Annotated in this window: 24 protein-coding genes; 4 read left to right on the top strand and 20 right to left on the bottom strand. The window is 35.7% G+C overall.

What is annotated here, in order from left to right:
- Nucleotides 1-56 precede the first annotated feature (56 nt).
- The 3 genes from lldD to lldP are packed head-to-tail and all read right to left on the bottom strand — an operon-like array spanning nt 57 to nt 3,644.
- Complete coding sequence (gene lldD / locus J690_RS17025) at nt 57-1,208, bottom strand: FMN-dependent L-lactate dehydrogenase LldD (protein ID WP_017725589.1); 1,152 nt, start codon at nt 1,206-1,208, stop codon at nt 57-59.
- Complete coding sequence (lldR, locus tag J690_RS17020; protein WP_032037114.1) at nt 1,205-1,957, bottom strand: transcriptional regulator LldR; 753 nt, start codon at nt 1,955-1,957, stop codon at nt 1,205-1,207. Before lldR ends, lldD begins: the two co-directional genes overlap by 4 nt.
- Before the next feature lie 19 nt (nt 1,958-1,976).
- Nucleotides 1,977-3,644 (bottom strand): L-lactate permease, encoded by a 1,668-nt coding sequence (gene lldP / locus J690_RS17015; RefSeq protein WP_171073740.1) that lies wholly within the window; start codon nt 3,642-3,644, stop codon nt 1,977-1,979.
- Between the two features lie 374 nt (nt 3,645-4,018).
- On the opposite strand from lldP, the gene J690_RS17010 reads away from it, so the two are divergent.
- On the top strand, nt 4,019-5,389 hold the full coding sequence (locus J690_RS17010; protein ID WP_032037112.1) for a phosphohexomutase domain-containing protein: 1,371 nt from the start codon (nt 4,019-4,021) through the stop codon (nt 5,387-5,389).
- Nucleotides 5,390-5,698: 309 nt separating this feature from the next.
- A complete protein-coding gene (locus J690_RS17005; protein ID WP_032037110.1) occupies nt 5,699-6,853 on the top strand; it encodes an acyltransferase family protein in 1,155 nt (384 codons plus the stop codon).
- A gap of 101 nt (nt 6,854-6,954) precedes the next feature.
- On the opposite strand, the gene galE is transcribed toward J690_RS17005, so the two are convergent.
- From galE to tviB, 17 genes are all read right to left on the bottom strand, one after another.
- Nucleotides 6,955-7,971 (bottom strand): UDP-glucose 4-epimerase GalE, encoded by a 1,017-nt coding sequence (gene galE, locus J690_RS17000; RefSeq protein WP_032037108.1) that lies wholly within the window; start codon nt 7,969-7,971, stop codon nt 6,955-6,957.
- Nucleotides 7,964-9,634 carry a glucose-6-phosphate isomerase gene (gene pgi / locus J690_RS16995; RefSeq protein ID WP_032037106.1) on the bottom strand — a complete coding sequence of 557 codons (1,671 nt, stop codon included), beginning with the start codon at nt 9,632-9,634 and terminating at the stop codon, nt 7,964-7,966. The genes galE and pgi overlap by 8 nt, the downstream gene beginning before the upstream one ends.
- A complete protein-coding gene (locus J690_RS16990; protein WP_032037105.1) occupies nt 9,631-10,893 on the bottom strand; it encodes a nucleotide sugar dehydrogenase in 1,263 nt (420 codons plus the stop codon). The genes pgi and J690_RS16990 overlap by 4 nt, the downstream gene beginning before the upstream one ends.
- A 117-nt stretch (nt 10,894-11,010) precedes the next feature.
- Entirely contained in the window at nt 11,011-11,886 is an 876-nt protein-coding gene (gene galU / locus J690_RS16985; protein WP_032037103.1) for a UTP--glucose-1-phosphate uridylyltransferase GalU, read from the bottom strand.
- 24 nt (nt 11,887-11,910) lie between these two features.
- A complete protein-coding gene (locus tag J690_RS0104555; RefSeq protein ID WP_032037102.1) occupies nt 11,911-12,531 on the bottom strand; it encodes a sugar transferase in 621 nt (206 codons plus the stop codon).
- A gap of 12 nt (nt 12,532-12,543) precedes the next feature.
- Nucleotides 12,544-13,371, bottom strand: a complete 828-nt coding sequence (locus J690_RS16980) for a glycosyltransferase (RefSeq protein WP_032037101.1) — start codon at nt 13,369-13,371, stop codon at nt 12,544-12,546.
- A gap of 6 nt (nt 13,372-13,377) precedes the next feature.
- Nucleotides 13,378-14,412 (bottom strand): glycosyltransferase family 4 protein, encoded by a 1,035-nt coding sequence (locus J690_RS16975; RefSeq protein WP_032037100.1) that lies wholly within the window; start codon nt 14,410-14,412, stop codon nt 13,378-13,380.
- 3 nt (nt 14,413-14,415) lie between these two features.
- Nucleotides 14,416-15,396 carry an EpsG family protein gene (locus J690_RS16970; protein ID WP_032037098.1) on the bottom strand — a complete coding sequence of 327 codons (981 nt, stop codon included), beginning with the start codon at nt 15,394-15,396 and terminating at the stop codon, nt 14,416-14,418.
- Nucleotides 15,397-15,432: 36 nt separating this feature from the next.
- On the bottom strand, nt 15,433-16,377 hold the full coding sequence (locus J690_RS16965; RefSeq protein WP_032037097.1) for a glycosyltransferase family 52: 945 nt from the start codon (nt 16,375-16,377) through the stop codon (nt 15,433-15,435).
- Nucleotides 16,361-17,566 carry an oligosaccharide flippase family protein gene (locus J690_RS16960; protein ID WP_032037096.1) on the bottom strand — a complete coding sequence of 402 codons (1,206 nt, stop codon included), beginning with the start codon at nt 17,564-17,566 and terminating at the stop codon, nt 16,361-16,363. Before J690_RS16960 ends, J690_RS16965 begins: the two co-directional genes overlap by 17 nt.
- Nucleotides 17,567-18,604, bottom strand: coding sequence for a pseudaminic acid synthase (gene pseI, locus J690_RS16955; RefSeq protein WP_001166640.1), 1,038 nt, complete (start codon nt 18,602-18,604; stop codon nt 17,567-17,569).
- Between the two features lie 26 nt (nt 18,605-18,630).
- Complete coding sequence (gene pseH / locus J690_RS16950; protein WP_032037093.1) at nt 18,631-19,530, bottom strand: UDP-4-amino-4,6-dideoxy-N-acetyl-beta-L-altrosamine N-acetyltransferase; 900 nt, start codon at nt 19,528-19,530, stop codon at nt 18,631-18,633.
- Nucleotides 19,523-20,605 (bottom strand): UDP-2,4-diacetamido-2,4,6-trideoxy-beta-L-altropyranose hydrolase, encoded by a 1,083-nt coding sequence (gene pseG / locus J690_RS16945; RefSeq protein ID WP_032037092.1) that lies wholly within the window; start codon nt 20,603-20,605, stop codon nt 19,523-19,525. The genes pseH and pseG overlap by 8 nt, the downstream gene beginning before the upstream one ends.
- A complete protein-coding gene (gene pseF, locus J690_RS16940) occupies nt 20,602-21,291 on the bottom strand; it encodes a pseudaminic acid cytidylyltransferase (protein ID WP_032037090.1) in 690 nt (229 codons plus the stop codon). The genes pseG and pseF overlap by 4 nt, the downstream gene beginning before the upstream one ends.
- A gap of 2 nt (nt 21,292-21,293) precedes the next feature.
- Complete coding sequence (pseC, locus tag J690_RS16935; protein ID WP_032037088.1) at nt 21,294-22,454, bottom strand: UDP-4-amino-4,6-dideoxy-N-acetyl-beta-L-altrosamine transaminase; 1,161 nt, start codon at nt 22,452-22,454, stop codon at nt 21,294-21,296.
- Between the two features lies 1 nt (nt 22,455).
- Nucleotides 22,456-23,454 (bottom strand): UDP-N-acetylglucosamine 4,6-dehydratase (inverting), encoded by a 999-nt coding sequence (pseB, locus tag J690_RS16930; RefSeq protein WP_032037085.1) that lies wholly within the window; start codon nt 23,452-23,454, stop codon nt 22,456-22,458.
- Nucleotides 23,455-23,500: 46 nt separating this feature from the next.
- Complete coding sequence (gene tviB, locus J690_RS16925; RefSeq protein ID WP_032037082.1) at nt 23,501-24,775, bottom strand: Vi polysaccharide biosynthesis UDP-N-acetylglucosamine C-6 dehydrogenase TviB; 1,275 nt, start codon at nt 24,773-24,775, stop codon at nt 23,501-23,503.
- A 354-nt stretch (nt 24,776-25,129) separates the two neighbouring features.
- Here tviB and J690_RS16920 point away from each other — a divergent pair, with 354 nt between their 5' ends.
- Nucleotides 25,130-26,230, top strand: a complete 1,101-nt coding sequence (locus J690_RS16920) for a polysaccharide biosynthesis/export family protein (RefSeq protein WP_032037080.1) — start codon at nt 25,130-25,132, stop codon at nt 26,228-26,230.
- Between the two features lie 4 nt (nt 26,231-26,234).
- Nucleotides 26,235-26,663: a low molecular weight protein-tyrosine-phosphatase gene (locus tag J690_RS16915; RefSeq protein ID WP_032037079.1), complete on the top strand. Its 429-nt coding sequence runs from the start codon at nt 26,235-26,237 to the stop codon at nt 26,661-26,663.
- Nucleotides 26,664-26,675 lie beyond the last annotated feature (12 nt).

The raw sequence follows: 26,675 nt of genomic DNA, 5'->3' as shown, positions 1-26,675 counted from the left end.
TTAGCAAATCATCAAATTTTGAGGCTGTGCTTACTGCTTCACTTAAAAATTATTTCTTAAAAACCTTGCTTCATCGCCTGTACTAAACAATCCGCATTAATATCCGAAATCGACTTAGCACCTGTCAGCGTCATCGCAACACGCATTTCTTTATCGATCAAATCAAGTAAGTTCGAGACCCCTTGTCCACCTGCTGCTGCCAAGGCATACACAAACGCACGGCCAAGTAAAACCGTATCGGCACCGAGCGCTAACATACGCACCACATCTAAACCATTACGAATGCCTGAGTCAGCCAAAATCGCCAAATCACCTTTCACTGCATCAGCAATTGCAGGTAATGCTCGAGCAGACGACATCACGCCATCTAACTGACGACCGCCGTGATTCGACACTACAATCCCATCTGCACCAAAACGCACAGCATCTTTGGCATCTTCAGGATCTAAAATACCTTTAATCACCATTGGGCCATCCCAAAACTCACGAATCCACTCAAGGTCCTTCCATGAAATTGATGGGTCAAAGTTCGAGCCTAACCAGCCAATATAGTCTTCAAGCCCAGTCGGCTTACCTAAATATTTAGAGATATTTCCCAAGTCGTGCGGACGACCCATTAAACCCACATTCCATGACCAATGCGGATGAAACACTGACTGCATATAACGACGCATCGCAGCATTTGGCCCACTCATACCCGAATGAGCATCACGATAACGTGCACCTGGTACAGGCATATCTACGGTAAATACCAGTGTTGAACAACCCGCCGCTTTTGCACGTTCCAAAGCATTACGCATAAAACCACGGTCACGTAATACATAAAGCTGAAACCACATTGGACGGTTAATTGCAGGTGCAACTTCCTCAATCGGACAAACAGAAACCGTTGAAAGCGTAAATGGAATACCCTTTTTATCGGCTGCCATTGCGGCTTGTACTTCACCACGGCGTGCATACATACCTGTTAAACCCACAGGCGCCAAGGCAACTGGCATCGACAGCGTTTCATTAAACAGTTTTGTCTCTAAACTCAACGCGGACATGTCATTCAGCACACGCTGACGCAATGCAATTTCTGACAAATCTTGTACGTTACGCTTTAAGGTATATTCCGCATACGCTCCACCATCAATATAGTGAAATAAAAATGGGGGTAAGCGACGTTGTGCCGCAGCACGATAATCATTACCAGAAGAAATAATCATTTTGAATCAACTCTATTTAAACGGTTTGCACGTTTCTGGCGAGCTTCATCTTCATCCAGAGAACGCACATGATTAATCACAAATTCAATATGACCGCAGACAGCTTGGCGTGCGGCCTCGGGATCTTTACGATCAATAGCATCCATTACCTGAAAATGCTGCTCGCTCAGCAAGTCACCATTTACGGGATCGTTATAAACTTTTTTACGTCCTAACAAAACGTTGTATTGCAACAAATCAAACAAGCTACGCATCATTTGAATCAGCACCACATTGTGAGATGCTTCAGCAATCGCTAAGTGGAATTCAGCATCGGCCACCGCAGCCTGTGCTGAGTCACCTGCATTTTGATGGCGACTAATTTCATTAAAATAATGATGGATTTTGGCGCGATCTTCAGGCGTTGAGCGCAATGCGGCATACCATGCCGTACCACCTTCAAGTAGTAACCGCGCCTCTTGCACATCAAAACGGTACAGCGGATCTTCTTCAATCAGGTTACTAATTGGGTTCACAATGAGTTGCTGTGGCCACTGTTCAGGTAACTGCTGAATATAAGTCCCATCGCCACGGCGGCTACTGAGCACCCCTTGACTATTGAGCTGTTGAATTGCTTCACGCAAAGACGGACGAGAAACTCCTAAGCTATTTGCAAGCTGGCGTTCGGCGGGCAAACGGTCACCTTTTTTCATGTGACGTTCTTCAATTAATGCCTGCAATTTCATGACCACTTGATCGGAGATTCTCATCGCGTTTCCTTCACTGGAGTTATGGAATCATCCACGGAACAAGATAAGCCTGAACCGTAATAATGATGCCAACAAAGACAGTGAATATGATGCTATGTTTTACCGTGAAACGGAACAAGTCAGACTCTTTTCCAACTAAGCCTACCGCAGCACAAGCAATCGCAATCGACTGCGGAGAAATCATTTTACCTGTCACACCACCGCTGGTATTAGCAGCCACCAACAATACTTCGGGAATACCGATTTGCTGAGCTGTGGTCGCCTGTAGAGCCGAGAACAAAGCGTTTGAAGAGGTATCTGAACCCGTAAGGAATACACCAAGCCAGCCCAAAAATGGTGAGAAGAAAGTAAACGCATGCCCCGTATGCGATAGAGCCAAAGCTAAAGTTGCAGATAAACCTGAATAGTTCGCAATAAAAGCAAAAGCCAACACCATACCAATTGAATAAATCGGTGTTTTTAGCTCATTGAGTGTTTCACCAAAGGTTGTAACTGCCTCACTTGCTTTCATTTTTAAGAAAATAGCAGTGATGATTGCGGCAATAAAAATTGCAGTACCTGTTGCAGAGAACCAGTCAAACTTATAAATCGCTTCGTATGGCTTTATCTCTGCCACAATTGGCGGCATTTTTTCGACCAATTTATGCAAATACGGTACTTCAAGTTTAAAAATCCAGTGTTCAAGAGCACTATCTTTTGCAAATAATGCTTTAAATGGCTTAATGCTCCAGATGGTGACCATCACGGTTAAGATGGCAAATGGAGACCATGCCTTCACAATTTTGCCAATGCTATAACGTTGAACCGTGGTAGGTTGCTGAGTCAAATTCTGACCCGCTTCAGGTTCAAAACGGAAAATATGTTTTGGTTTCCAAACACGGAACAGTAAAGTTAAGCTCACTAATGACGCAATTGCTGCGGTAATGTCTGGTAACTCTGGACCAATGAAGTTAGATGTAAGATATTGAGCAATCGCAAAAGCGCCACCACCGACTAACACTGCAGGCCAAGTTTCTTTAACACCACGCCAGCCATCCATAATCGCCATAATCCAGAACAGCACGATCAGCGTTAAAAACGGCAACTGACGACCCACCATTTGGCTAATTTCCATGGTGTCTACACCAGAAACCTGCCCCGCCACAATAATTGGAATACCCATTGCACCAAATGCCACTGGCGCCGTATTTACAATTAAACATAAACCAGCAGCGTAAAGTGGCTTAAAGCCTAAACCAACAAGGAGTGCAGCGGTAATTGCTACAGGAGCACCAAACCCCGCCGCCCCTTCAAGGAAAGTACCGAATGCAAAACCAACCAATAGCATTTGCAGACGTTGGTCTTCGGTAATCGACAAAATGCTTGAGCGAATAATCTCAAACTGGCCTGTTTTTACCGAAATTTTGTATAGAAAAACTGCCCCGATAATGATCCATGAAATTGGCCATAGACCGTAGAAGAAACCGTAAATGATTGACGCAAAGGCCATTTGACCCGGCATTTGATAGAAAAATAGTGCAATCAATAATGCAATAATGACTGTACCTGTACCCGCAATACTGCCTTTTAAACGAAAAACTGCTAATGCTAAAAAGAAGAAAATAATCGGGATTAATGCAACCGCACTGGACAGCCAAATATTATTTAAAGGGTCATAAAGTTGTTGCCACATATTGAGCATTGTCATCTCCTTGAAATGCCGGGGCGAATTTTTGTACCTTAAATTCTTAAACATTTAACACAATTGGTATGACCAATTAAAAATTAAGTGCAAATGTTGTTCCTTAAACCACAGACCGCATCATAAACACAGATGCTGGCAAGATCAATCATTAAATAATCACCATAATTGGTAAGACCAATAGTAACAAGTAAAATCAAGACATTTCAAACTTTTGAATTTAATTATTAGACTAAAGTCGTAAAAAAGCTTTTTTATAAATTTAGATCAGGTCTATAGAAATGAAGTGAAAAATTTCAGTATAAAAACTATAAACATAACCATTTAATGATCTATGTATAATGTGCACACAACTCAAACCACTTGTATTGAATTGAATAATGACTACTTTAACGTGTTTTAAAGCTTATGATATCCGAGGTAAACTCGGCACCGAATTGAATGAAGAAATCGCCTATAAAATTGGCCGCGCATATGGACAAATCTATAAACCAAAGACCGTGGTTGTAGGTTGTGATATTCGTCTAAGCAGTGAGGCTTTAAAACAAGCGACCATCCGTGGTTTAAATGATGCGGGTGTGAATGTGCTTGATTTAGGCATGACGGGTACTGAAGAAGTTTACTTCGCAGCTTTTCATTTAGATGTACAAGGTGGAATTGAAGTTACTGCTAGTCATAACCCAATGGACTATAACGGTATGAAATTGGTTCGAGAAAATGCTCGTCCAATTAGTGCAGATACAGGTTTAAAAGAAATTCAGGCTTTAGCAGAAAGCAATAATTTTGAAGAAGCTAACCAAAAAGGCACAACTCAAAGCTACAACATCTTGCCCGAGTTCGTTGATCACTTAATTACCTATATCGAACCTGCAAAAATCCGCCCCCTTAAATTGGTGGTAAACGCAGGTAATGGTGCAGCTGGTCATGTGATTGATGCCATGGAAGAAAAATTTAAAGCGCTTAATGTACCGGTTGAATTTATTAAAATTCATCATGAAGCAGATGGTACTTTCCCAAATGGGATCCCTAACCCAATTTTAATTGAAAACCGTGACAGTACCCGAAATGCTGTTCTTGAGCATAAAGCAGATATGGGTATTGCATGGGACGGCGACTTTGACCGCTGTTTCCTGTTCGATGAAAAAGGACAATTCATTGAGGGCTACTATATTGTTGGTCTATTGGCTCAAGCTTTCTTAATCAAACAGTCAGGCGAAAAAATTGTGCATGACCCACGTTTAGTGTGGAACACATTTGATATCGTCGACGAATATAAAGGTGTTGCTGTACAGTCAAAATCGGGGCATGCATTTATTAAAGATGTTATGCGTGAACACAATGCCGTATACGGCGGTGAAATGAGTGCTCACCACTATTTCCGTGATTTTGCTTACTGTGACAGTGGTATGATTCCCTGGTTACTCACCATTGCTCTACTCTCTGAAACAGGACAATCTCTCTCAACACTCGTTGAAAATATGATTGCCAAGTTCCCTTGTAGTGGTGAAATCAACTTTAAAGTAGCCGATACGCAAACTACGATTCAAAAGATTTTCGACTTCTATGCCGAGCAAGATCCACAAATTGATCGTACCGATGGTGTAAGCCTCGATTTTGGCGCATGGCGCTTTAATGTGCGTGCTTCAAACACTGAGCCTTTACTACGTCTCAACATTGAAAGCCGTGCCGATCGCCAAGCTCAGCCAATGCAACATTATGTAGATGAGTTGACTGGATTAATTCAGTCTTAATAATTTCTACACACCAGAGATGGAAAATTATTTTTCCATCTCTTTTTGAATAATTATATATAAATCATTATTTCTATCTTATTTATTTTTAAGCTTATAAATATAAATTTATTTTATAATTAGAACGAATTATATTAATAAAATAATTAAATCTTATAATCCTTAAAATAGACCTTCACATTAATTTAATATACAAATTAATTAAATACACTTAAAAAATAAAAGCTCACAGTCCAGCAAGTTTTTTAATAAAAATTTATTTAATGTAGTATAATAGATTATCAAACCTATTTTATATATGAGTAAAAAATGCTTGAATTTATATGGATATTTTTTTGTATTCTTTCCATGGGTTTTATAATAAATATTTTTTTTAAAAATTCAATTGAAATTAATGAATCAATGCTGAGTAGAGAAAATAACCTAGATGGTTTTCGCTATTTCTTAGCAAGTTTTGTAGCATTCCATCATAGTTACCTATCTATAAATTTTTTTAAATATGGTGAATGGTCTCATACTATATCTTTTGAGAACTATATTGGTGGTTTTGGAGTAGCCGTATTTTTTATCATTTCTGGCTATCTTTTTGCAGAAATACCCTTTAAGAAAAATAATTGGAAAGACTTTTATATAAAAAGATTTTTTAGAATTGCCCCTATGGCCTATATATCATCTCTAATCTGCATTATTATCTCTATTATATTGTTTGGGATTACTGATTTTATTAAATTATTATTTTGGCTTGATGCAGGTTTATTTAATTTTAGACCTAACTTTAATAATTTTCATTTCTCCAGTTCAATTAATGCGGGTGTTACTTGGTCACTACAATGGGAATGGCTATTTTATTTTTCATTACCCTTACTATCTATTTTATTTAAAAAAGATAATATTAAAAATACAATAATATATTTAATTATTTTTTTAATCCTAACATATATTTTAATATATTTTAAAAAACCAAGCTATATCCAAATTATCCTTTTTTCTTGGTATTTTACTATTGGATTTATATCTAAGAAAATTATAAAAGCTCGTATATCAAATAAAATTAGAATTAAAAAAACAAATCTAAATATTATATCTTTAGCTTTACTAATGGCATGTTTCTTGATAGGCTCAAATACCGATCATTTTTTTATTTTGAAAATAAAGTATTTATTACCTATATTATATGCATTATTATTTTTTTCAATCGTCTTAGGAGCAAATTGGTTTGGATTATTAACTAATTATGGGTTCCGATTACTTGGGGACGCTAGCTACAGTATTTATTTAATACATGGTATATTTTGGTTTTTACTAAATACAGCATGCTATTCTTTAAAAATATTTAATAATTCAATTTTATATTATATTTTAAGTTTTTTCACTTGGACTTTTATATGTTTATGTTCAATATTTTTTTATAGAAGAATTGAACTGCCTTTTATAAATTACAGCAAAAATCTTACAAAAAAATAAATATATTTAAAAGGGTAAATTAATATTTCAATCTCATTTACCCTTTCATATTAGATACTAATTATAAGAATAAATTTTTCTTAACCGAAATAAATATATTCTTAATTAAATCCTCTCGGGTTCTGCTTTTGCCAATTCCAACTATCTTTAAGCATATCCTCTAAACCATATTGAGGTTTCCAACCTAATTCAGCAACTGCGCGAGTATTGTCCGCAAAAGAAGTCGCAACATCCCCTGCTCTACGTGGAGCAAACTCAAAAGTAACAGGTACACCATTCACTTGTTCAAATGTATTTTTAACTTGTAAAACAGATGAACCGTTACCTGTACCAATATTCCATGCACGGCAACCTGTCGCTTCTAATCGGTTATTTAAAGCACATAAATGTGCATTCGCCAAGTCAACAACATGGATATAATCTCGCACACCTGTACCATCTACTGTATCGTAATCATTACCATAAATAGATAGTTTCTCACGGCGCCCCACAGCAACTTGAGTCACATATGGCATTAAATTATTTGGAATACCTTGTGGGTCTTCACCAATACGGCCACTCTTATGTGCACCAACTGGGTTAAAATAGCGTAGTAAAGCTATCGACCATTTAGAATTTGAATCTGATAGCTTTTGTAATAATTGCTCAACTATCAGTTTAGTATAACCATAGTTATTACTTGGCATACCTGTTGGCATATCTTCATTTAATGGAGATATATTGGTCTCATCATATACTGTCGCAGAAGAACTAAACACAAGCGTATAGACACCTGCCTTTTCCATCGACTTAACCAGTTGAATACTACCAGCAATATTATTATCAAAATAAATCAGTGGTTTTTCCTGACTTTCACCTACTGCTTTTAAACCTGCGAAGTGAATCACAGCATCAATTGAATGATCCTGAAATACACGATCAAGTTCATGTGCATTACGAATATCGCCCTGCACAAAAGCTAAACTCTTTTGTGTGATATCCTGAACTCTCGTTAATGATTCTTCTGAGCTGTTTGATAGATTATCAAAAACAATAACTTCATGACCGGCATTTAAAAGCTCTACACAGGTGTGTGAACCAATATAACCAGCTCCACCAGCAACTAGGATTTTAGCCATCTACTTTTCCTAATAATATTTTAATTAATCCACGTGTTGAGGCATCTAATGATGAAAGATCATTTTGAACCCCATTTAAAATAGGTAATAGCTGATCAGCAATCTGTTTGCCTTTTTCGACACCCCATTGATCAAACGGGTTAATATTCCAAATTACGGACTGCACAAAAACTTTATGCTCATATAAAGCAATTAACATTCCCAAACTATACGGATTTAACTCTTTCAATAATAAGGTCGAACTCGGTTGGTTACCTTCATATTGCTTGTAAATCGGCAGTTTTTCTAATTCAGTTGAGTCTAAAGCGTCATTACCAAAGGCCAATAATCTTGATTGAGCCAAACAATTCGATAATGCAAGATGATGCTGTTCGACTAAAGCGTCTGCATTTTCAACATAGGTAAAATGGTCAGCGTTATAGCGTTGGACTGGGGCAATAAAGTCACAGCTGACTGCTTGAGTTCCCTGATGTAATAACTGATAGAAGGCATGTTGAGCATTTGGTCCAACTTCACCCCATACAATTGGGCACGTATCGAGTTCGACTTTTTGACCGTCACGTTGTACCGATTTACCATTAGATTCCATTTCAAGCTGCTGTAAATAAGCAGCGAAATACTTTAATCGACCATCATAAGGCAATACGGCATGTGTTTGAATATTTAAAAAATTATTGTTCCAAACGCCTAATAATCCCATTAAAACAGGAATATTTTGCTCATAACTTGTATTTTGAAAATGTTCATCTATTGCATGAGCACCAGCTAAGAGTTGCTGAAAACCTTCAACCCCGATACTCAACGCAATAGGTAAACCAATGCATGACCACAATGAGTAACGGCCACCTACCCAGTCCCAAAGCAGTAATTGATTTTCTGGGGCAATCCCCCATTCAGTCATTTTATCTGCTTTTGTTGATACTCCAACAAAATGACTTTTTAAAACTCGGGCATGTGTTCCCAAAGTTTTTTCAAGCCACTGACGTACGGTTTGGGCATTTGATAAAGTATCAATCGTTCCAAAAGATTTTGAAGAAATAATAAATAGTGTTGTTTCTGGACGAAGTTGGTGGAGTAACTCCGACAACTGACTACCATCCATAGTCGATACAAAGTGAACATTTAAAGGTTTAGCCGTTTTCACTTTAAAATCTGACAACGCATGCGTGACCATTTGTGGCCCTAAATCAGAACCACCCACACCAATGTTCACAACATCTTGAATCACTTCACCGGTTGCACCGCGATATTGACCAGCATGAATCTTTTCCACTAAGGCATACATACGTTGTAACTGGCTATGGACTTGAGCCGTTAACTCTGGAAACTTCGAATAGCTAACTGGTAAGCGTAGTGCCCAATGCATTGCTGCACGTTGCTCTGTACAATTTACTTTATCTTGTGAAAAAAGACGTTCAATCCATTGATTTAATTGTTTAGTTTTCGCAAGAGCAGTCAATTGTTCCAAAATGTCTTTAGTAACACGATGCTTACTATAATCAAAAACTAATGGATCAAATTTTATAGAATATTGTTGAAAGCGATCTGGTTCTGAAGCGAACAATTCTTTTATGTGTAACTTTGAATTTTTCTCACCCATTAACTGTAATTTTAGTAAAGGTGAAACCAACTCTTTAGGAAATTTCTCGATAGATTTACTCATAAACGACCTACTCCTTCATAAGCAAAGCCCTTAGCCTTTACATATGCTGGGTCATAAATATTACGCCCATCCAAAATTAAAGGATGTTGCATCAATTGTTGTAACTGCTTAAAGTCAGGACTCCAGTACTGTTTCCATGCGGTAACCAAACATAAGGCATGTGCGCCTCGAGCAGCCTCATATTGATCAGTACACAGTATTAAATCCTTACGTTCACCATATGTAGCGGCAATTTCATCTAATGCTTGAGGATCATGCAAACGTACTGTGACACCTTGCGCCCACAATGCAGCTAATAAAATATGAATTGGCGAGTTATGTATGCTTGAGGTATTTTCTTTGAAGGATGCACCCCAAATAGCCACGGTTTTACCATTCAAATTACAATGATAATAATTCCACAGCTTACGGAATAAAATTTCTTTTTGTTGTTCGTTAATCGCCCATACCTGCTCTAACAGTCGACTTTTCGCCCCAGTTTCAGAAACAGTACTCGAAAGGGTTAAAATATCATGCGAAAAATTTTCACCGCCAAAACCAACTCCAGCGGACAAGTAAGCCGCACCAATACGTGTATCAGCCGCAATACCATGCTTTACGTTGGCGATATCAATACCGAGTTTCTCTGCCACCATAGCTAAGTCATTCATATAACTAATGCGGGTCGCCAACATGCCAGAAATACTAAGTTTAGTAAACTCAGCATCCAAGATCGGCATAAATAAGTATTGATAACTAAAACGGAAAAATGGGCGTAACAACTCTTGCATTGTATCCCGTGCATGATTGGACTCAACACCAACAATGACATGCTTTACATTCAATACACTATTAATGGCATTCCCCTCTTGTATTACATCAGGGAAATAGACCCACTCGTCTTTTGGTAAATATTGTTTTAACTGATCAGTTCCATGTAAGCCAAATGTAGAACCATTTACCATTAAACGAGGATGAACAATAGGACGTTGACTTAACTTCTCAACTGTATTTAAAGCAAGCTGAATTTGTGTAGGGCTAAAACAGAATAAATAAACCTCAACATCAAGAGGAATAGCAGAAAAAGGACTTTCTTGTAGAAAACCCGATCTTCTTTGTTTATTTAAATAGTTATTAACTTCTTGATCTTGATAGGAAAGTACAGAAATATTTTCTTCGCAGGTGACACTTGTGCACCAATAAATCTGATTGCCATATTCAGCTAGTAATGCTGCCATTACACCAGCGTGTAAGGTGGTTCCAAACACTGCGATTTTCATTGCACACCTGTTTTTTTAATATTCTATAGATTTCTCTTCCCGTTAAGGGAAGAGAATATATTGATTGTTTATTATATTCAGCAGTTTTTACAAATGCTTAAGTAGAACTACACAATACTACAACTTAAGTTCTTGAATTAACTGTTTAAATTCTGACCCTAATTTAGGATGTTGAATGCCATAATGTAATACAGCTTTTAAATAACCAAGCTTACTACCGCAGTCAAAAGTTTGGCCTTGCATACGATAGGCTTCAACAATATCTGTTTCTTGTAACATCGCAATCGCATCTGTTAACTGAATTTCATTACCTGCACCTTTTGGCGTGTTTTCCAAAAGTTGCATAATTTTTGCAGGTAATATATAGCGACCCACTACAGAAAGATTTGAAGGTGCAGAACCAACATTAGGTTTTTCGACAATACCTTGCATGGCAACGCTTTCACCCTCATTAGGGCTATGCGCTACATCTACAATCCCATATTGATCAACAAGGTTATCAGGTACAGCTTCTACCATAATCTGTGCGGCTTGGCTGGCATCATAACGTGCAATCATACGGGTTAAATCATTTCGCCCCGAGTCGTCTTTTACCAACACATCTGGTAATAACACAGCAAAATCATCTTGACCAACAATACTCTTTGCACATAAAACCGCATGTCCTAACCCTAAAGGCTGAGGTTGTCTTACACTTACAACACTCACATGAGGTGGAACAATTTGGGTAATTTCTGCAAGTAAATCAAATTTCTTTTTTTGCTCTAATGTTGTTTCTAATTCAAAGTTTCGGTCAAAATAATTTTCAATTGACGCTTTTGAAGAGTGAGTGACCAAAATAATTTGCTCAATTCCTGCTTCAACTGCCTCACGCACTACATATTCAATGGCTGGACGGTCAACAACAGTCACCATTTCCTTTGGAATTGACTTACTTGCTGGTAAAAAACGTGTGCCTAGACCGGCTACGGGTAAAACTGCTTTTTTGATCATAACAAAGATTTCAAGATATAAAATTTACTTTACAGAGGAATCAACATTTTCTGGAGCATCATTACCTTTAAATAAAGATGGTCCAACATGTCCTGGCGCATTAATGCCTTCACGCTTAGTCATTACTTTGACTGTTTTAAACATAATTTTAAAGTCGACCCAAACATTGTGATTGTCGACATACCACACATCACACTTAAATCGCTCTTCATAGTCAAGTTCATTACGGCCACTTACCTGAGCAAGGCCTGTCATTCCCGGACGCACTTCTAAACGGCGTGCCTGCTCTGGTGAATATAGTGCAACAAAATCTTTAAGCATTGGACGAGGTCCAACTACACTCATGTCACCTTTCAGTACATTAATGAGCTGAGGCATTTCATCTAAGCTTGTAGAGCGCAATTTCTGACCAAATGGGGTAATACGTGCCTCATCTGGCAACGGGTTTCCTTCTGCATCAAAAGCATCTTTCATTGAACGGAACTTAATCATTTTAAATAATTTTCCGTCCTTTCCTGGTCTTTCTTGATAAAAGAATATGGGTGACCCTAAATTTTTACGGACCTTATAAGCAACAATCAGAAATATTGGCGACAGAACACTTAAAGCTATTAAAGAAATGACTATGTCTACTAAACGCTTCATATTTTCATTCACTCATTTTTTAATATCTTTACGAAGAAAGGTATTATAAATTTTACCCAATAGATTTGCTGGTAACAGTCTAAAGGCAGACCGTATCAGAAACAGCATGTTAGCATATAGAGGATTTTGTAACTTTAGTTGTTTTTTTAAATCTAGTAACTGTTTTTCACTTTTAATATATTGGAAACCTTTACGACGACCATGCATACCATTATCAATACGTGCATAGACTAATACATCTGGTAAGTTCTGAATTTTATATCCCTTAGCAATCACCCGTAAAAAGAGATTATAGTCTTCCATCCACAAATGATGTTGATAGCCACCTACTTCAAGAATATGTGACTTTCGATAGGTAATTGTCATATTATTAAATGGGCTTTGCTTCTTTGCATAATTTCTTAGATCTTCATTTGATAAAGGAACGTTACGCATACCTGTCGGATTTTGAGTATCCTCAACAAACTCAAGAATTTGCCCACCTACAATTGATACATCAGGGTTTTTTTCTAAAAATTTAATTTGTTTTTCAAATCTTTCTGGCACATAAATATCATCTGTATCAACAATACAAACAATGTCATAGGTGCATTCTTGCAATCCAATATTTTTTGCCTTACCTGTTCCAACATTTTGTTCAAGTTTTTTAACTCGAAGAACTTTACCTAATTTTGCTTGCCATTTAGCAATAATTTGATCTAATTCAGGTGTTAAAGGACCATCCTCAATTAAAACAATTTCTGTAGGTTTTAAAGTTTGTTTATCCCAAATGCTTTCAATACAAGCATTAAAGTGTGCTGGATGCTCCTTGTGATAAATAGAGCTTAATACAGAAAACATAAAACCTTATCCTTGCAAGACTTTTTCAATCCAAATTTTCAAAATTTGTTCAGGTTGATATTTTTTAGCATTTAATAACGATTCTTGAGAAAAGCGCTCTAATAAGTCTGGAGATGACGCAAGTTTTAAAATTGCTTCTGCTAATTTATCAATATTTTGATCTTCAACTAATAACCCATTTTGATTTTCTTGAATGACGTCACTTGGGCCATATGGACAATTATATGAAACAATAGGTAAACCAAAACTTTGTGCCTCTATTAACACCATTGGTAAGCCTTCATATTTTGATGACATTACAAAGAAGTTAGATTGTTCGTATACTTGCTTTACGTTAGAAGTTGTCCCCATTAAAGTCACATTTCGAAGAGAATTTCTAGTAATGTAATCATCTAACATTGAATAATGTTCACCTTCTCCGTAAATATTTAACTGCCACTCAGGGATAAATTGATAGATTTTCTCCCACGCTTGAAGCAGATGCATATAATTTTTCTGATCAGTTAAACGGCCAATTGTTACAATTTGTTTATTATTCTGTTGATGTGTTGAGCTAATAGGAAATGGCGAAAAATTAGGTATCACAAGTACATTTGAATGAAATTTATCAAATTGCTCTTTGTCATTTTGAGTAAGAGTCACCACTTGATCAATTTTTCGATATAACAGTTTACTTAAAATTTGTATTTTTTGAGGACGACTGACAAAAGAAACATGTTCCAAAATTACTAGTTTTTTAATATTAGAGACAAACGCACATAGTAAAGACAATTTGCCCATATTATGGACAATTACCACATCATAATTCGAGGCAGCAATATGTTTTTTAAGTTTTTGATAAAAATGAAATAAATTACCATCCAGTGCTATTACGTTTATATTATCAGCAACAGGATATGCTGTACTATTTTTATTCGACTCTCTATTCAATAACGTAATATCATAATCTTCTATAACTGACATCTTATTGGCCAATTCAACAGCGACACGTTCAGAGCCCGATTTATTTCTTAACGAATTTATTATAAATAAAATTTTCATATATTATTTACCTGCATATACGAGCATATTAAAAACAGAAGAAAATATAAATGTTGGAAGCAATGTAACCAAGACTAAACCAGCTCTAAAAACAAGAATATTTTTTTTATTATCTTCAATAAACCAATAAATTGAATATAGTATGAAAATTAGAGCAATCATACAAATTCTTTTTGCAGGTGCATCAGATAAAAACAAAACAGAAAATAAGGAAATAAATACACAATACATATTTACATAATATAAATCTATATTCTTTCTATATAAAATCAACTTGTTTAATGACAAAAATATTAGCATCCCTGTACAAACAACCGCAAAAAAAAGTAGAGGAGAAGTTTCACCTGTATCTATCTCAGACTTTGAACTCGACAAGAAAATCATCGCAAATATAGAAATAATAGAAGTCAAAACAAATTTACTTTGGAAAAATTTCTTTCTTATAAAAATAAGTGGTAAAAATATAGCTCCCACATTATGGCTTAAAAAAGAAGTCAAATAAAAAAACTTAGATTTTATATGATTTTCATAAACAAGCAAAAAGGATAAGAAAAGAAATATCGTTGATATATACTGCCTATAAACATTTAAAAAACCCATAACATTAGGAAAAAACAATATAAATACTAAAATAAAGTATGGTTTTAGATTTTTTTTATAAGCAATATAGATAAATAAGCTAAAAATTATAGCATCCCATATAATGAATACAAAAATAGGCTCTTTAAAAAAATCATAGAGAATTTTACTTGTAATCCAATAAATTGGTTCTCTTAATACGTAAAGGCTTTTATAAAAATCCCAATTATAACTCATTGCCTCAGAGTAAACTATTAAGTCTTGTTGAATTGAGTTAAATCGTGCAACAATCGACCACCCCATTAAACAGAAGAAAACAAAAACATAATTTAGTAAATATTTTTTTTGTATAAAAATAAAACAAAAGGCCATTAAGCAAAGAAAACAATATATAAATAATGTCATTGGTTAACCCTATTACATAAGACTGAGAAATATCCATTAAAAATCAATTACATCACACTCTATGTTTTTAAAAATTTCATAGAATTGAAAATAATTAATATTTAAATCTTTTTCACATAACACTTTGATTCTTACATTTTTTAATGATGCTACATTCAAAGCTGCTGTGCTTAATAGCGTATAAACCTCAACAAAATAACCATCTTTCAATATATTTACAATATAATCCTCAAATATCAATGAGGAATCTATATATTTAAAATTATTATATTTCTCCACTTCACGTGGATGGGGAAAATAATAATCAATTTTCAAACTTTCAATAAAGTTTAGTATTTTCTCAGTATTAATACCTTTTATATCTTTAAAAGGTTGTCCTAAAAATATTTTCACTTTCTTTTTTTCTACTACAGTTTCTTTTTGCTTAAAAAGAGATATAAAACTAACATTTTCTATTATATTACTATAGTTATTATAAATAGAATAATGTTTACTGCTTTCACTTACCACATCCTGTGTGCTATATATATTTCCTAGCAACGCTAGAATTAGATCTTGAACTCTGCTCTTATTTTGATAGTTATAATAAACACTTTCTTTATAGATATTCGCAGTACCATCATCAAAAGTAGCTATATTATTTTTACTTAATTTTGATAAAAGTATATGTAAGAATGGATTATCAATACTAGCCAAATAAACATTATTATATTTATTTCTAGTCAATGTTAATAAAAAAAATTTAAATCGAAAAAAATCAAATATTCGATAAATTTTACTTTTAGATCTGACTAAGAATTTCCAAGATAAATCGCATTTCTTGGAAATATTATTAAAATAATAATCATATTTTTTATTTTCATTATATGAAAGACATAGTACATCATACGATGCAGGATTCTGATCTATTATTTTTGATGCTATCAACATTTGTAATGGTGTTAAGCAAACCAACAAGTTTTTATTAGCTTGTTTTTGCATAATTTATTCTCTTCCAAAAAATGACTAGCAATACAAAGTTACTTATCAATAATGCATAAGGGATTAACTCTATTGATTCCTTTGCAAAGAAATATAAAAAGACTAGATACACGATTGACGATAACGTTGTTATTTTAGAAATCATCAAATTTTTACCATGATAAAAAAAGTAGTTCACTAACATAAGATAAGGAAGATTTGCTCCGAAGCCCAGTAAATACATTATGACATAGTACTTTGAACCAACATAACTTTGCCCTAAAAACCAAAGATATACTTGTTCAGGCAGCAGCCAACCTACTACTGCTGGTAGTATACTTATAGGCAAGCTATACAATGTATATTTTTTTATCTTAGCTATAGTTAACGAGTTATCTTTAAGGCCTTGATAGTAATATGGTACTATTGCTTTATTGAGCGCCATAAGAATAATTGGCAACACGGCTGCAATTTGTACGCCTGCAGAATAAATACCTAAATCTATTTTTGAGTATTGTTGATAGATAAAAATACGATCTAACTGACCTTTAATGAAAAAGCTGGACTGATGTAAAATAAGTGGCAGCCCAAACGAAAAAATATAAAAGAGGCTTAAACGTAACCTTTGCCATGTAAAGTGATAATTATCTCTAAAGAGATCTCCTAATACTAAACTTGCGATCACGAATGTTGTAAGGTTTGCTACAATAATCGCCAATATTCGATAAGCTACTAAATCTTGAGTAAAATATTCAAGAGCTGCAACGGTAAATAAAACATTGGTTAAAGACAATATAATTTGAATCGCAATATATTTAAGTGGCTGCTTTTGACACTGTCTTAAAGCAAGCTGAACAGTGACAAAAGACTGAAACATTGTTGCTAGAACAACATATGCCATAATTTCGGCTTTAAACCACCAACAAGCAAGTAGCAGGACAAAAGAAATAACTATATTAAATAAATAGCCTGCCTTAACAACTGTATTTAAAGCTTTTTTACCATAAAAATAGAAATAGCGTGTAACTGCCCCATCTTGGCTTAAACCGACAAAAATACCAAACAACGACAGCATAGTTAAATAGTAAGACAACTCACCAAAGCCATCTGGTCCAAGCTTTCTTGTTAGGTAAGGCAACATCAGAAAAGGGAGACTTTTTGCAAAAAGCTCCCCAATCAAATAAATAAAGCTATCTTTTAATACCCGCATTTAGCCAATAACATCCATCGTTACTGGTGTGTTTAAACTAATATTCTGCGTCACTTTTTTCCCTAGAATTTCATCATAAAATTTAGGTGGTAAACCGAACCCTGGGCGTACACTACGGATACTTGATTCGTCAATCACATCACCTGCTTTTAAGTCTTTTACAAAGTAAAGTGAACGTCTAAATTTAACATTACCTTGTTCACTTGATTTTCTACCGTAGTCTACACGACCAAGTGCCTGCCATGCAGTTTTTGCAGATTGACACAAGTGTTGTAATTCTATGGGTTCCAAAGAGAAACTATCGTCTGGTCCGCCACCATTGCGGTCGAGTGTAAAATGCTTTTCAATAACACATGCACCTAATGTAACCGCTGCAATTGCAGTTGTATTATCTAAGGTATGATCAGATAATCCTACTTGAACATTAAAAGATTTTGCCATATCAACCATAGTTAGCAAATTATAATCTTCCGCTGGAGCAGGGTAACCACTTACACAATGCAAAACTACAAGCTCTTTGCAACCACCGTCATAAGCAGCTTGAATTGCTTCACCAATTTCTTCTTTGTCCGCCATACCTGTTGAAATAATCATTGGTTTGCCGGTTGAAGCTACATATTTAATTAATGGCAAATCGACCGCTTCAAAAGAGGCAATTTTATATGCTGGTGCATTAAGGTCTTCAAGTAAATCAACTGCAGTCCGATCAAATGGTGAGCTAAAAATTGTAATATCTAAAGCACGCGCGTGGTCAAAAAGCGGTTTATGCCACTCCCATGGCATTTGTGCTTTTTGATAGAGCTCATATAGAGACTGCCCATCCCATAAACCACCACGAATCATAAATTCTTCGTTTTGGCTGTTTAATGTAATAGTATCCGCACTGTAAGTTTGTAACTTAACAGCATCTGCACCACAGCGCTTAGCTTCTTCAATAATTTTAAGTGCAGTTTCCAAATGCCCATTATGGTTTGCAGAGAGCTCAGCTATCACATAAGGTGGATACTGTATACCAATATTTCTATGATTTATTTGCATTTACTTCACCTATCTTATGGATAATACTAGCTTAATAAAAACTCGGATTCGCCTTGAGCTATAAGTTTTTCTTCCTGATAAACACCATACTCAATAATGACATAACGTCCTATTTGTGTTTTTAACTTCGCCTTTCCGGTAAGCTCTACATTTGGATAAATCGGGGCTTTAAAATCAAGGTTTTGTCCTAAATAAATTGCATTTCTACTTGGATAGTCCATAGCTGCAACTTTTGATATCTCAGCAACAAGTAAAGCGCCATGGGCGATTCTATTTTCAAAACCCAGTGAAATCGCAGTCTCTTTATCCAGATGAACAGGATTTTTATCGCCAGACAAGGTAGCAAACTGATCAATTTTTTCCTCTGGAATAGAAAAACTCCATACATAGCTTTTTTCTATTGGGCTATAAGCTTGCGACTGTATTTTTTGATAATCTTTTTTGAACAGAGCTAACTGATAGATATCATAGAATTTACCGTCTCTATAGTAATCCTGCTTCTTAATGCCTTCCATTTTAAAACCAAATTTGCGATGGAAATTAACAACAGCAAAATTAAACTCTAAAACTTCACAACATAATTTATTTAAATCTAATTCATTAAAAGCATAATCTAATGCCAGTTGCTCCATCTCAGAACCAATACCTCGTACCGTGGTATCTCCAGAGTAAAAAGCCCAAGATGCTTTCTTATTTTTGAAATCGATATCATTGAAGGAGAGCACACCTAATGGTGTATTATTTTGTTCATAAATAAAATAACGACAAGTATCATTTACCAAAATAGAATTAAACCACTTCAGATGAGCATCTAATTCAATAATATCATGGTTATACATATTCATACGGACAGAATCTTGATTACGCCATGTTAAAATCATTTCTGCGTCTTTCAGTTGGACTGGTCTTATTTTTCCTTTAAACATTACTTAACTCCAAGATTTTTTCACATGTTCTGACAACACCAAGCCCATCAACAAGTGCCATTATTTTGATTCTTCTTTGACGGTAAGAAACACTGGTGAAATCTAATTTACTTAAAAATTCGAATAATCGATCTTCTGTTAAAGCGTTACAATCGCCTAAATTATCAATTAAATCTTCCTCAGCCAAATATCCTAATAAGATACGCTGGTTATCTGCTACCTGTACTAACGCTGCATTTACCCCTAAACAAAAACGCTCCCAACCCGTTGAGCCACAAGCCCCTATAGCAAAACTTGAACTATTCATTAATTCAGCCATATTTGATGATGATTGCATAATTTTGATATTTGATTTATCAACAACCAAGCCCTCTAAATACTGAAATCGCTCTTTCTCCAACATTCCTGTAATTAAAATATAATCATATTTATCCACACGATTAATTACAGATATAACTTTTTGCAAAAGTGTAAAATTACCTACACCACCAAAGTTAATCAAAATCTTATTACTATTAATTTGTTCTTGATTTCTCAATGATCTAAACAGACTAAACTCTTTTTTAAGAAGGCAGTATTCCGGCCCCAACAACTTAATAGTTGTTAATGGCGTTGTAAGATCATAGCGCTGCTTATAATATGGGAAAAAGTTTTGGTCTAATAGAATTTCACATTCATGTTCACGAGCTAAATCGTCTATAACAATTAACTTCGAAACATGCTTCCGAATAATCCGTTCCCAGTTAATATTTAATGCATAATGATCAACGATACAGATATCTATTGTTTTCTCTTTTATTTTTTCAATAAAGTCTTCACTATCTTTTTCTATACTTACGCCTAACCAGTCTTTTTCCGACTTTGGCAAACTGCCAATTGTTGTTTGGCCTATAATTTCAAGTTGGAAGCCTGCATTCAATACTAAATTATAAAAAGCTTGCCCATAGTCTCTACAATAGAAAATACATTGATGCCCCTTTGCCTTTAAATAATTAGCAAGAGTTAAACAGCGCTGTAGGTGACCAGTTCCAATATGTTTAGCAGCATCAACTCTAAAGCCTATCCGCATTATCATAATTTCAAAGCCCCAAATAACATCTCTGCTAATTGCCAATCCTCTAGGGTATCAATATCCTGCACACGTGTTCTAGGGAGCTCGACAATTCGAGACTTGCTTGAGAAAACTGGATATTTTTCCTGCCACGCCTGTGCCGTTCCCCAGTAGAACTGCCCTGCGTCATGCCACGCTTCTTCTAAATCCTGAGAACGCTTATTAAAGTTTTCTGGTTGGAACATCTCAACATTACCCTCCTTATTCAATTTAATAGCTCTTTGAATCGGGAAAGCAAAAGTCGTTGCACTAAAAGCATAATCTAGCGGGTGAGATTGTAATAGCTGTAACCCAATTTTCAGATCATCAACCTGTACAAACGGTGCTGTCGCATATAAACAGCAAACAAAGTCTGGCGATTGACCCCGTAATTGTGCAAAAGCTTGTATCGCATGCTGCATGACATCTGCTGTAGTTGCATAATCATCAGACAAATGAGCTGGTCGCAGGAATGGAACTTTCGCTCCAAACTTAACTGCAATATCTGCAATTTCTTGATCATCAGTCGAGACCCAGACTTCATCAAAACATTCACTTTTCAGTGCTGCTTCTATAGACCATGCAATCATGGGCTTACCGTAGAAGTCTTTAATGTTTTTACGAGGAATTCTTTTGCTTCCACCTCGCGCAGGAATAACCGCCAGTTGCATTATTATACCAACACCTCTTTTAGTGTCTGGTAAATGTATTGAATTTGCTCATCAGTCAAATCAGGGAACATTGGTAAGCTAATAGCAGCTTCATAATAAGCTTCTGCTTCAGGGAAATCGCCTTTTTTGAAGCCTAATTGTTGATAATAAGGTTGGGTATGCACTGGAATATAATGCACATTTACTCCAATACCCTTTTCTCTCAATATCTCAAAAATTTCTTTACGCCCTTTACTCAATTCATCTAGCTTTAAACGAATAACATATAAATGCAAACCAGAATATGTTTCCGGTAATTGGTATGGAGTAATTAACGGTAAATCTTTTAAGAGCTCATTATATTTTTTAGCAATCTCATGTCGTTTAGCCACAAATGTTTCTAAGCGAGTCAACTGTGTAACCCCTAATGCAGCTTGTAATTCGGTCATGCGATAGTTATATCCCAACTCAACCTGTTGGTAGTACCAAGGGCCTTCTGATGGTTTGGTCATAAATTCCGGGTTTCTTGTAACGCCATGACTACGTAATAAATCGATTTTCTTAGCTAAATCTTCATTATTGGTAAGCGCCATTCCACCTTCAGCTGTTGTAATAATTTTGACTGGATGAAAACTAAAGATTGTAATATCGGAATACTGGTTACAACCAATATAACTTTCTTTATATTTACCCCCAATTGCATGAGATGCATCTTCAATAACACTAAAGCCATATTCTTTCGAAAGCGCATGAATTTTTTCCATATCGCATGGCTGACCACATAAATGCACAGGCACTACAATTTTTGGTAATTTATTATTTTGCTTTGCAATTTCTAATTTGGCTTTTAGAGCATTAACCGAAAGATTATAGGTATCTGGGTCAATATCGACAAAATCAACATCTGCTTCACAGTACAATGCACAATTAGCCGATGCAACAAAAGTAATCGGAGATGTCCAAAGGACATCTCCTTTTTTCAATCCCAATGCCAAACAAGCTACATGTAAAGCTGATGTTGCACTATTCATAGCAAAGGCATATTTCGCCCCAACTAATTCTGCTACTGATTTTTCAAATAAAGGAACTTGAGGACCTTGTGTCAAAAAGTCAGATTGGAGGACTTGAACCACTGCATCAACATCAGCCTGATTTATATTTTGTTTGCCATATGGGATAGACATGTTAGATATTTCCTACTTTCTCAGCGTTTTCAATTAACCATTTTTGTAATTCTTCTGGGCTCATCCATTCAGTATTATTATCACTAGAATAGTGGAAACCTTCTGGAACTCGTTTACCGTCTTTAATACGTTCTTGTGTTTCCGCCCAATCATTGATTACAGGTAGGATTTTATAATGCTCTGGATATTCATAAGTATAATAAGCGTCTTCAATACTGATCATTTGCTCATGTAATTTTTCACCTGGACGAATACCTACAACTTCTTGTTTAGCTTCAGGAGCAACCACTGCAGCAAGATCAGTCACTTTCATTGATGGAATTTTTTTCACATAAATTTCACCACCAACCATATCTTCAAATGCATGCCAAACAAGTTCTACACCTTGTTCTAACGAGATCATAAAGCGAGTCATACGGTCATCTGTAATTGGCAGCACACCTTTATCTTTAATTGACATAAAGAAAGGAATAACTGACCCACGAGATCCCATTACGTTACCGTAACGTACAACAGAGAACTTTGTACCATGTTCACCAGAGTACGCATTACCAGCAACAAATAATTTGTCAGATGCAAGTTTTGTTGCACCATACAAATTAATTGGACTGCTTGCCTTATCAGTTGAAAGAGCAACAACACCTTTTACCTTTTTATCAATACATGCATCAATCAAGTTCATTGCACCATTAATATTAGTCTTGATGCATTCAAAAGGGTTGTACTCAGCAGTTGGTACAATTTTTGTTGCTGCAGCATGCACAACATAATCAACCCCATCTAAAGCACGATATAAGCGTTCTTTATCACGCACATCACCAATGAAAAACCGAACACGTTTATCATCTTTAAATTTTTTCGCCATTTCCCATTGTTTCATTTCATCGCGAGAAAAAATAATTATTTTTTTAGGATTATATTTTTCCAATGTCATTGGAACAAATGTATTACCAAAAGAACCTGTTCCACCAGTTACTAATATTGTTGAGCCTTGTAACATCTCTTCCTCATTTTTAAACAAATTAAAATTATTAGCCTAAATAATATCAAAGTCTGATATCGGTCTCTGATTTATCTAAAACATACTTCAAATCATAAAGTACATGCTTTTCTTTACCTAAGGCATGAAACTCATGTGCACTCATTGATTTAAACTGATTATGGGCAACGGCAATAACGATCGCATCATACAAGCCTTGTTGTAATTCTTTAATTGGCGCTAAACCATATTCGTGTTGTACTTCTGTATCATCTACCCACGGGTCATAGATATCTAAATCTAAATCGTATTCTTTCAACGCTTTAATAAAATCAACAATTTTTGTATTACGAATATCAGGGCAATTTTCTTTAAAACTGAGCCCCATTACTAAAATACGGGCACCAACGACCTGAATTCGCTGTTTAACCATCTCTTTTATAAGCTGAGTCGCCACATGCTCACCCATACGATCATTTAAGCGCCGAGCTGCTAAAATAATTTCGGGATGCAATCCGATAGACTGGGCTTTATGTGTAAGGTAATAGGGATCTACACCTATACAATGCCCCCCAACCAATCCAGGTCGGAATGGTAAAAAGTTCCATTTCGTGCCAGCAGCCTTAAGTACATCTTCGGTATCAATATCTAATTTATTAAAAATAAGTGCCAATTCATTAATTAGAGCGATATTGACATCGCGCTGAGTGTTTTCAATTACTTTAGCTGCTTCTGCTACTTTTATATTCGGTGCCTTATGAGTGCCCGCCTCAATAATTAAATTATAAACTTCATCAATATAATCAGCTACCTCAGGTGTGGAACCCGATGTGATTTTTAAAATATTAGTTACGCGGTGCTGCGTATCACCGGGGTTAATCCGCTCTGGACTATAACCTGCAAAGAAATCTTGATTAAACTTGAGTCCAGATATTTTTTCCAAAACAGGAATACATACTTCTTCTGTTGCACCTGGATATACGGTGGACTCATATACCACTACATCACCTTTTTTTAAAACCTGCCCAATACTCGTCGAGGCTTTAATTAAAGGCGTTAAATCAGGCTGCTTAAAGTCATCAATTGGTGTAGGTACTGTGACTATAAAAAAATTAGAGTCCTGTAAATCATCTAAATGAGCAGTATATTTGAGGTGAACGGCTTGCTTTAATTCTTCAGGTGAAACTTCTAAGGTATGATCTTGACCATTCTTAAGCTCATCTATACGTTTTTGATAAATATCAAAGCCGACGACTGGTACCTTTTTTCCAAACTCAACTGCCAACGGCAAGCCAACATAGCCTAACCCAATAATTGCTATTTTTAATTTGGCAATTTGCATATAAACGAGCCTTTTTCCTTAGAGTTTATATCTAATAAATCATGCTTTTGGCACTAACAGTGCAGCGTACTATATCAGATTTTCATTCAGCGCCGTACGTCAATTGTATAAATGTGTTTACAACGTTTATAAGCAATCTTTTTAATGTAGCCAAAATTATACATTATTAATATTTCTACACTGTGACCACTGCTTAAAAGCTAGTTCCAGATAAACTAAACATACAAAGCCTTGCGATTTTTCTATGTTTTTTCATTTTTTTTCAGCTAGAATCAGTTCAGCCTGCGTTTAATAGACACTTGTCGCTATGCAGTGGACAATATCAATTAAAGATAAATACACAAAGGGTTGCGTGTGAAGTATTGCCAGTTTTTCTCTGTTCTTGCCCTAAGTTTAAGTGCTGCCAGCTGTGCGGTTACTTCCGGTTTACAAACTTATGATATTCCGAGTGAGGGAGTTTATAAAACGGACCTCGGAACTACGGTTAATGTAGTTAGAATTTCTCAAGAAACATTACCAGCAATACAACCAGCTCAAATCGATTATCAGCGCGACTACGCATCCTTATTTAAAACGCAGCAATCTATTTATCGTTTAAGTCCAGGTGATGTTCTCTCTATCCAGCTGTGGGCTTATCCAGAAATTACTCCTCCAGTCAATAGCATTAGTAATGAGCAATCTGTTCAAGCGAATGGTTACCCAATCGACCAAACGGGGTATATTCAGTTTCCATTAGTTGGTCGCTACAAAGCAGCTGGTAAAACACTTGCTCAAGTCAACCGTGAGCTACATAGTCAACTTGCTCGTTTTTTAAAAAATCCCGATGTGGTTGTACGTGTAGTGTCTTATGAAGGACAACGCTTCTCTGTTCAAGGTAGTGTTACTAAAGGTGGTCAATTTTATTTAAGCGATCAACCTGTGAGTATTTATACTGCATTGGGTATGGCAGGGGGCGTAACTACAACAGGGGATAATACTTATATTCAACTGATTCGGAATGGTCGAACTTATAACCTAAATACAATTGATTTAGAAAAAGCAGGCTATTCACTGCACAAACTTTTGGTTCAGCCGAACGATACCATTTATGTCAGTACTCGTGAGAACCAAAAAATTTATGTGATGGGTGAATCAGGTAAAAATCAAGCACTACCTATGCGTGATCAAGGCATGACATTGACTGATGCCCTAGGTGAAAGTTTAGGAATTAACCCGAACTCGGCAAGTGCTAGCCGTATCTATGTAGTACGGACTAACCCAAATGATCGTACAACCGAAATTTATCATTTAAATTTAATGAGTATTGGTGATTTTGGTTTAGCGAATCAATTTAGACTACGTAGTAATGATGTCGTTTATGTTGATGCAACTGGTTTAACTCGTTGGCAACGTATTGTCAACCAAATTATTCCTTTCTCAAATGCTTTATATAACATAGACCGTTTGGGACAATAACTTTATGCAAATTAAAAATATTTTAGTGGTTTGTATTGGAAATATCTGCCGTAGTCCTATGGCAGAATATTTTTTAAAACAGCAATATCCTCAACTAAATATTGAATCTGCCGGTATTTCAGGACTCATTGGGCATCAGGCAGACAATAAAGCACAACTCTGTATGCAGCGTTTAGGCATTGATATGCAACCTCATATTGCGAGAAAACTCAATGCCGAACTCATCAAAAAAGCTGATCTTATTTTAGTGATGAGCAATAACCAACAAAAGCATATTGAGCAAACTTGGCCCTTCGCGAAAGGTAAAATCTATCGCTTAGGCCACTGGCAAAATAAAAATGTGCCCGATCCTTACCAGCATGAGCAAGCTGTATTTGATGAAACTTGCCAGCTCATTCAGCAATGCGTGGCTGACTGGAAACCTTATATTTAACGTATAGATTTT

Origin of the sequence: Acinetobacter sp. 742879 (assembly GCF_000588535.1) — a bacterium.
Taxonomy (GTDB): Bacteria; Pseudomonadota; Gammaproteobacteria; order Pseudomonadales; family Moraxellaceae; genus Acinetobacter; species Acinetobacter pittii.
This window is presented reverse-complemented; position numbering and strand designations above follow the sequence as displayed.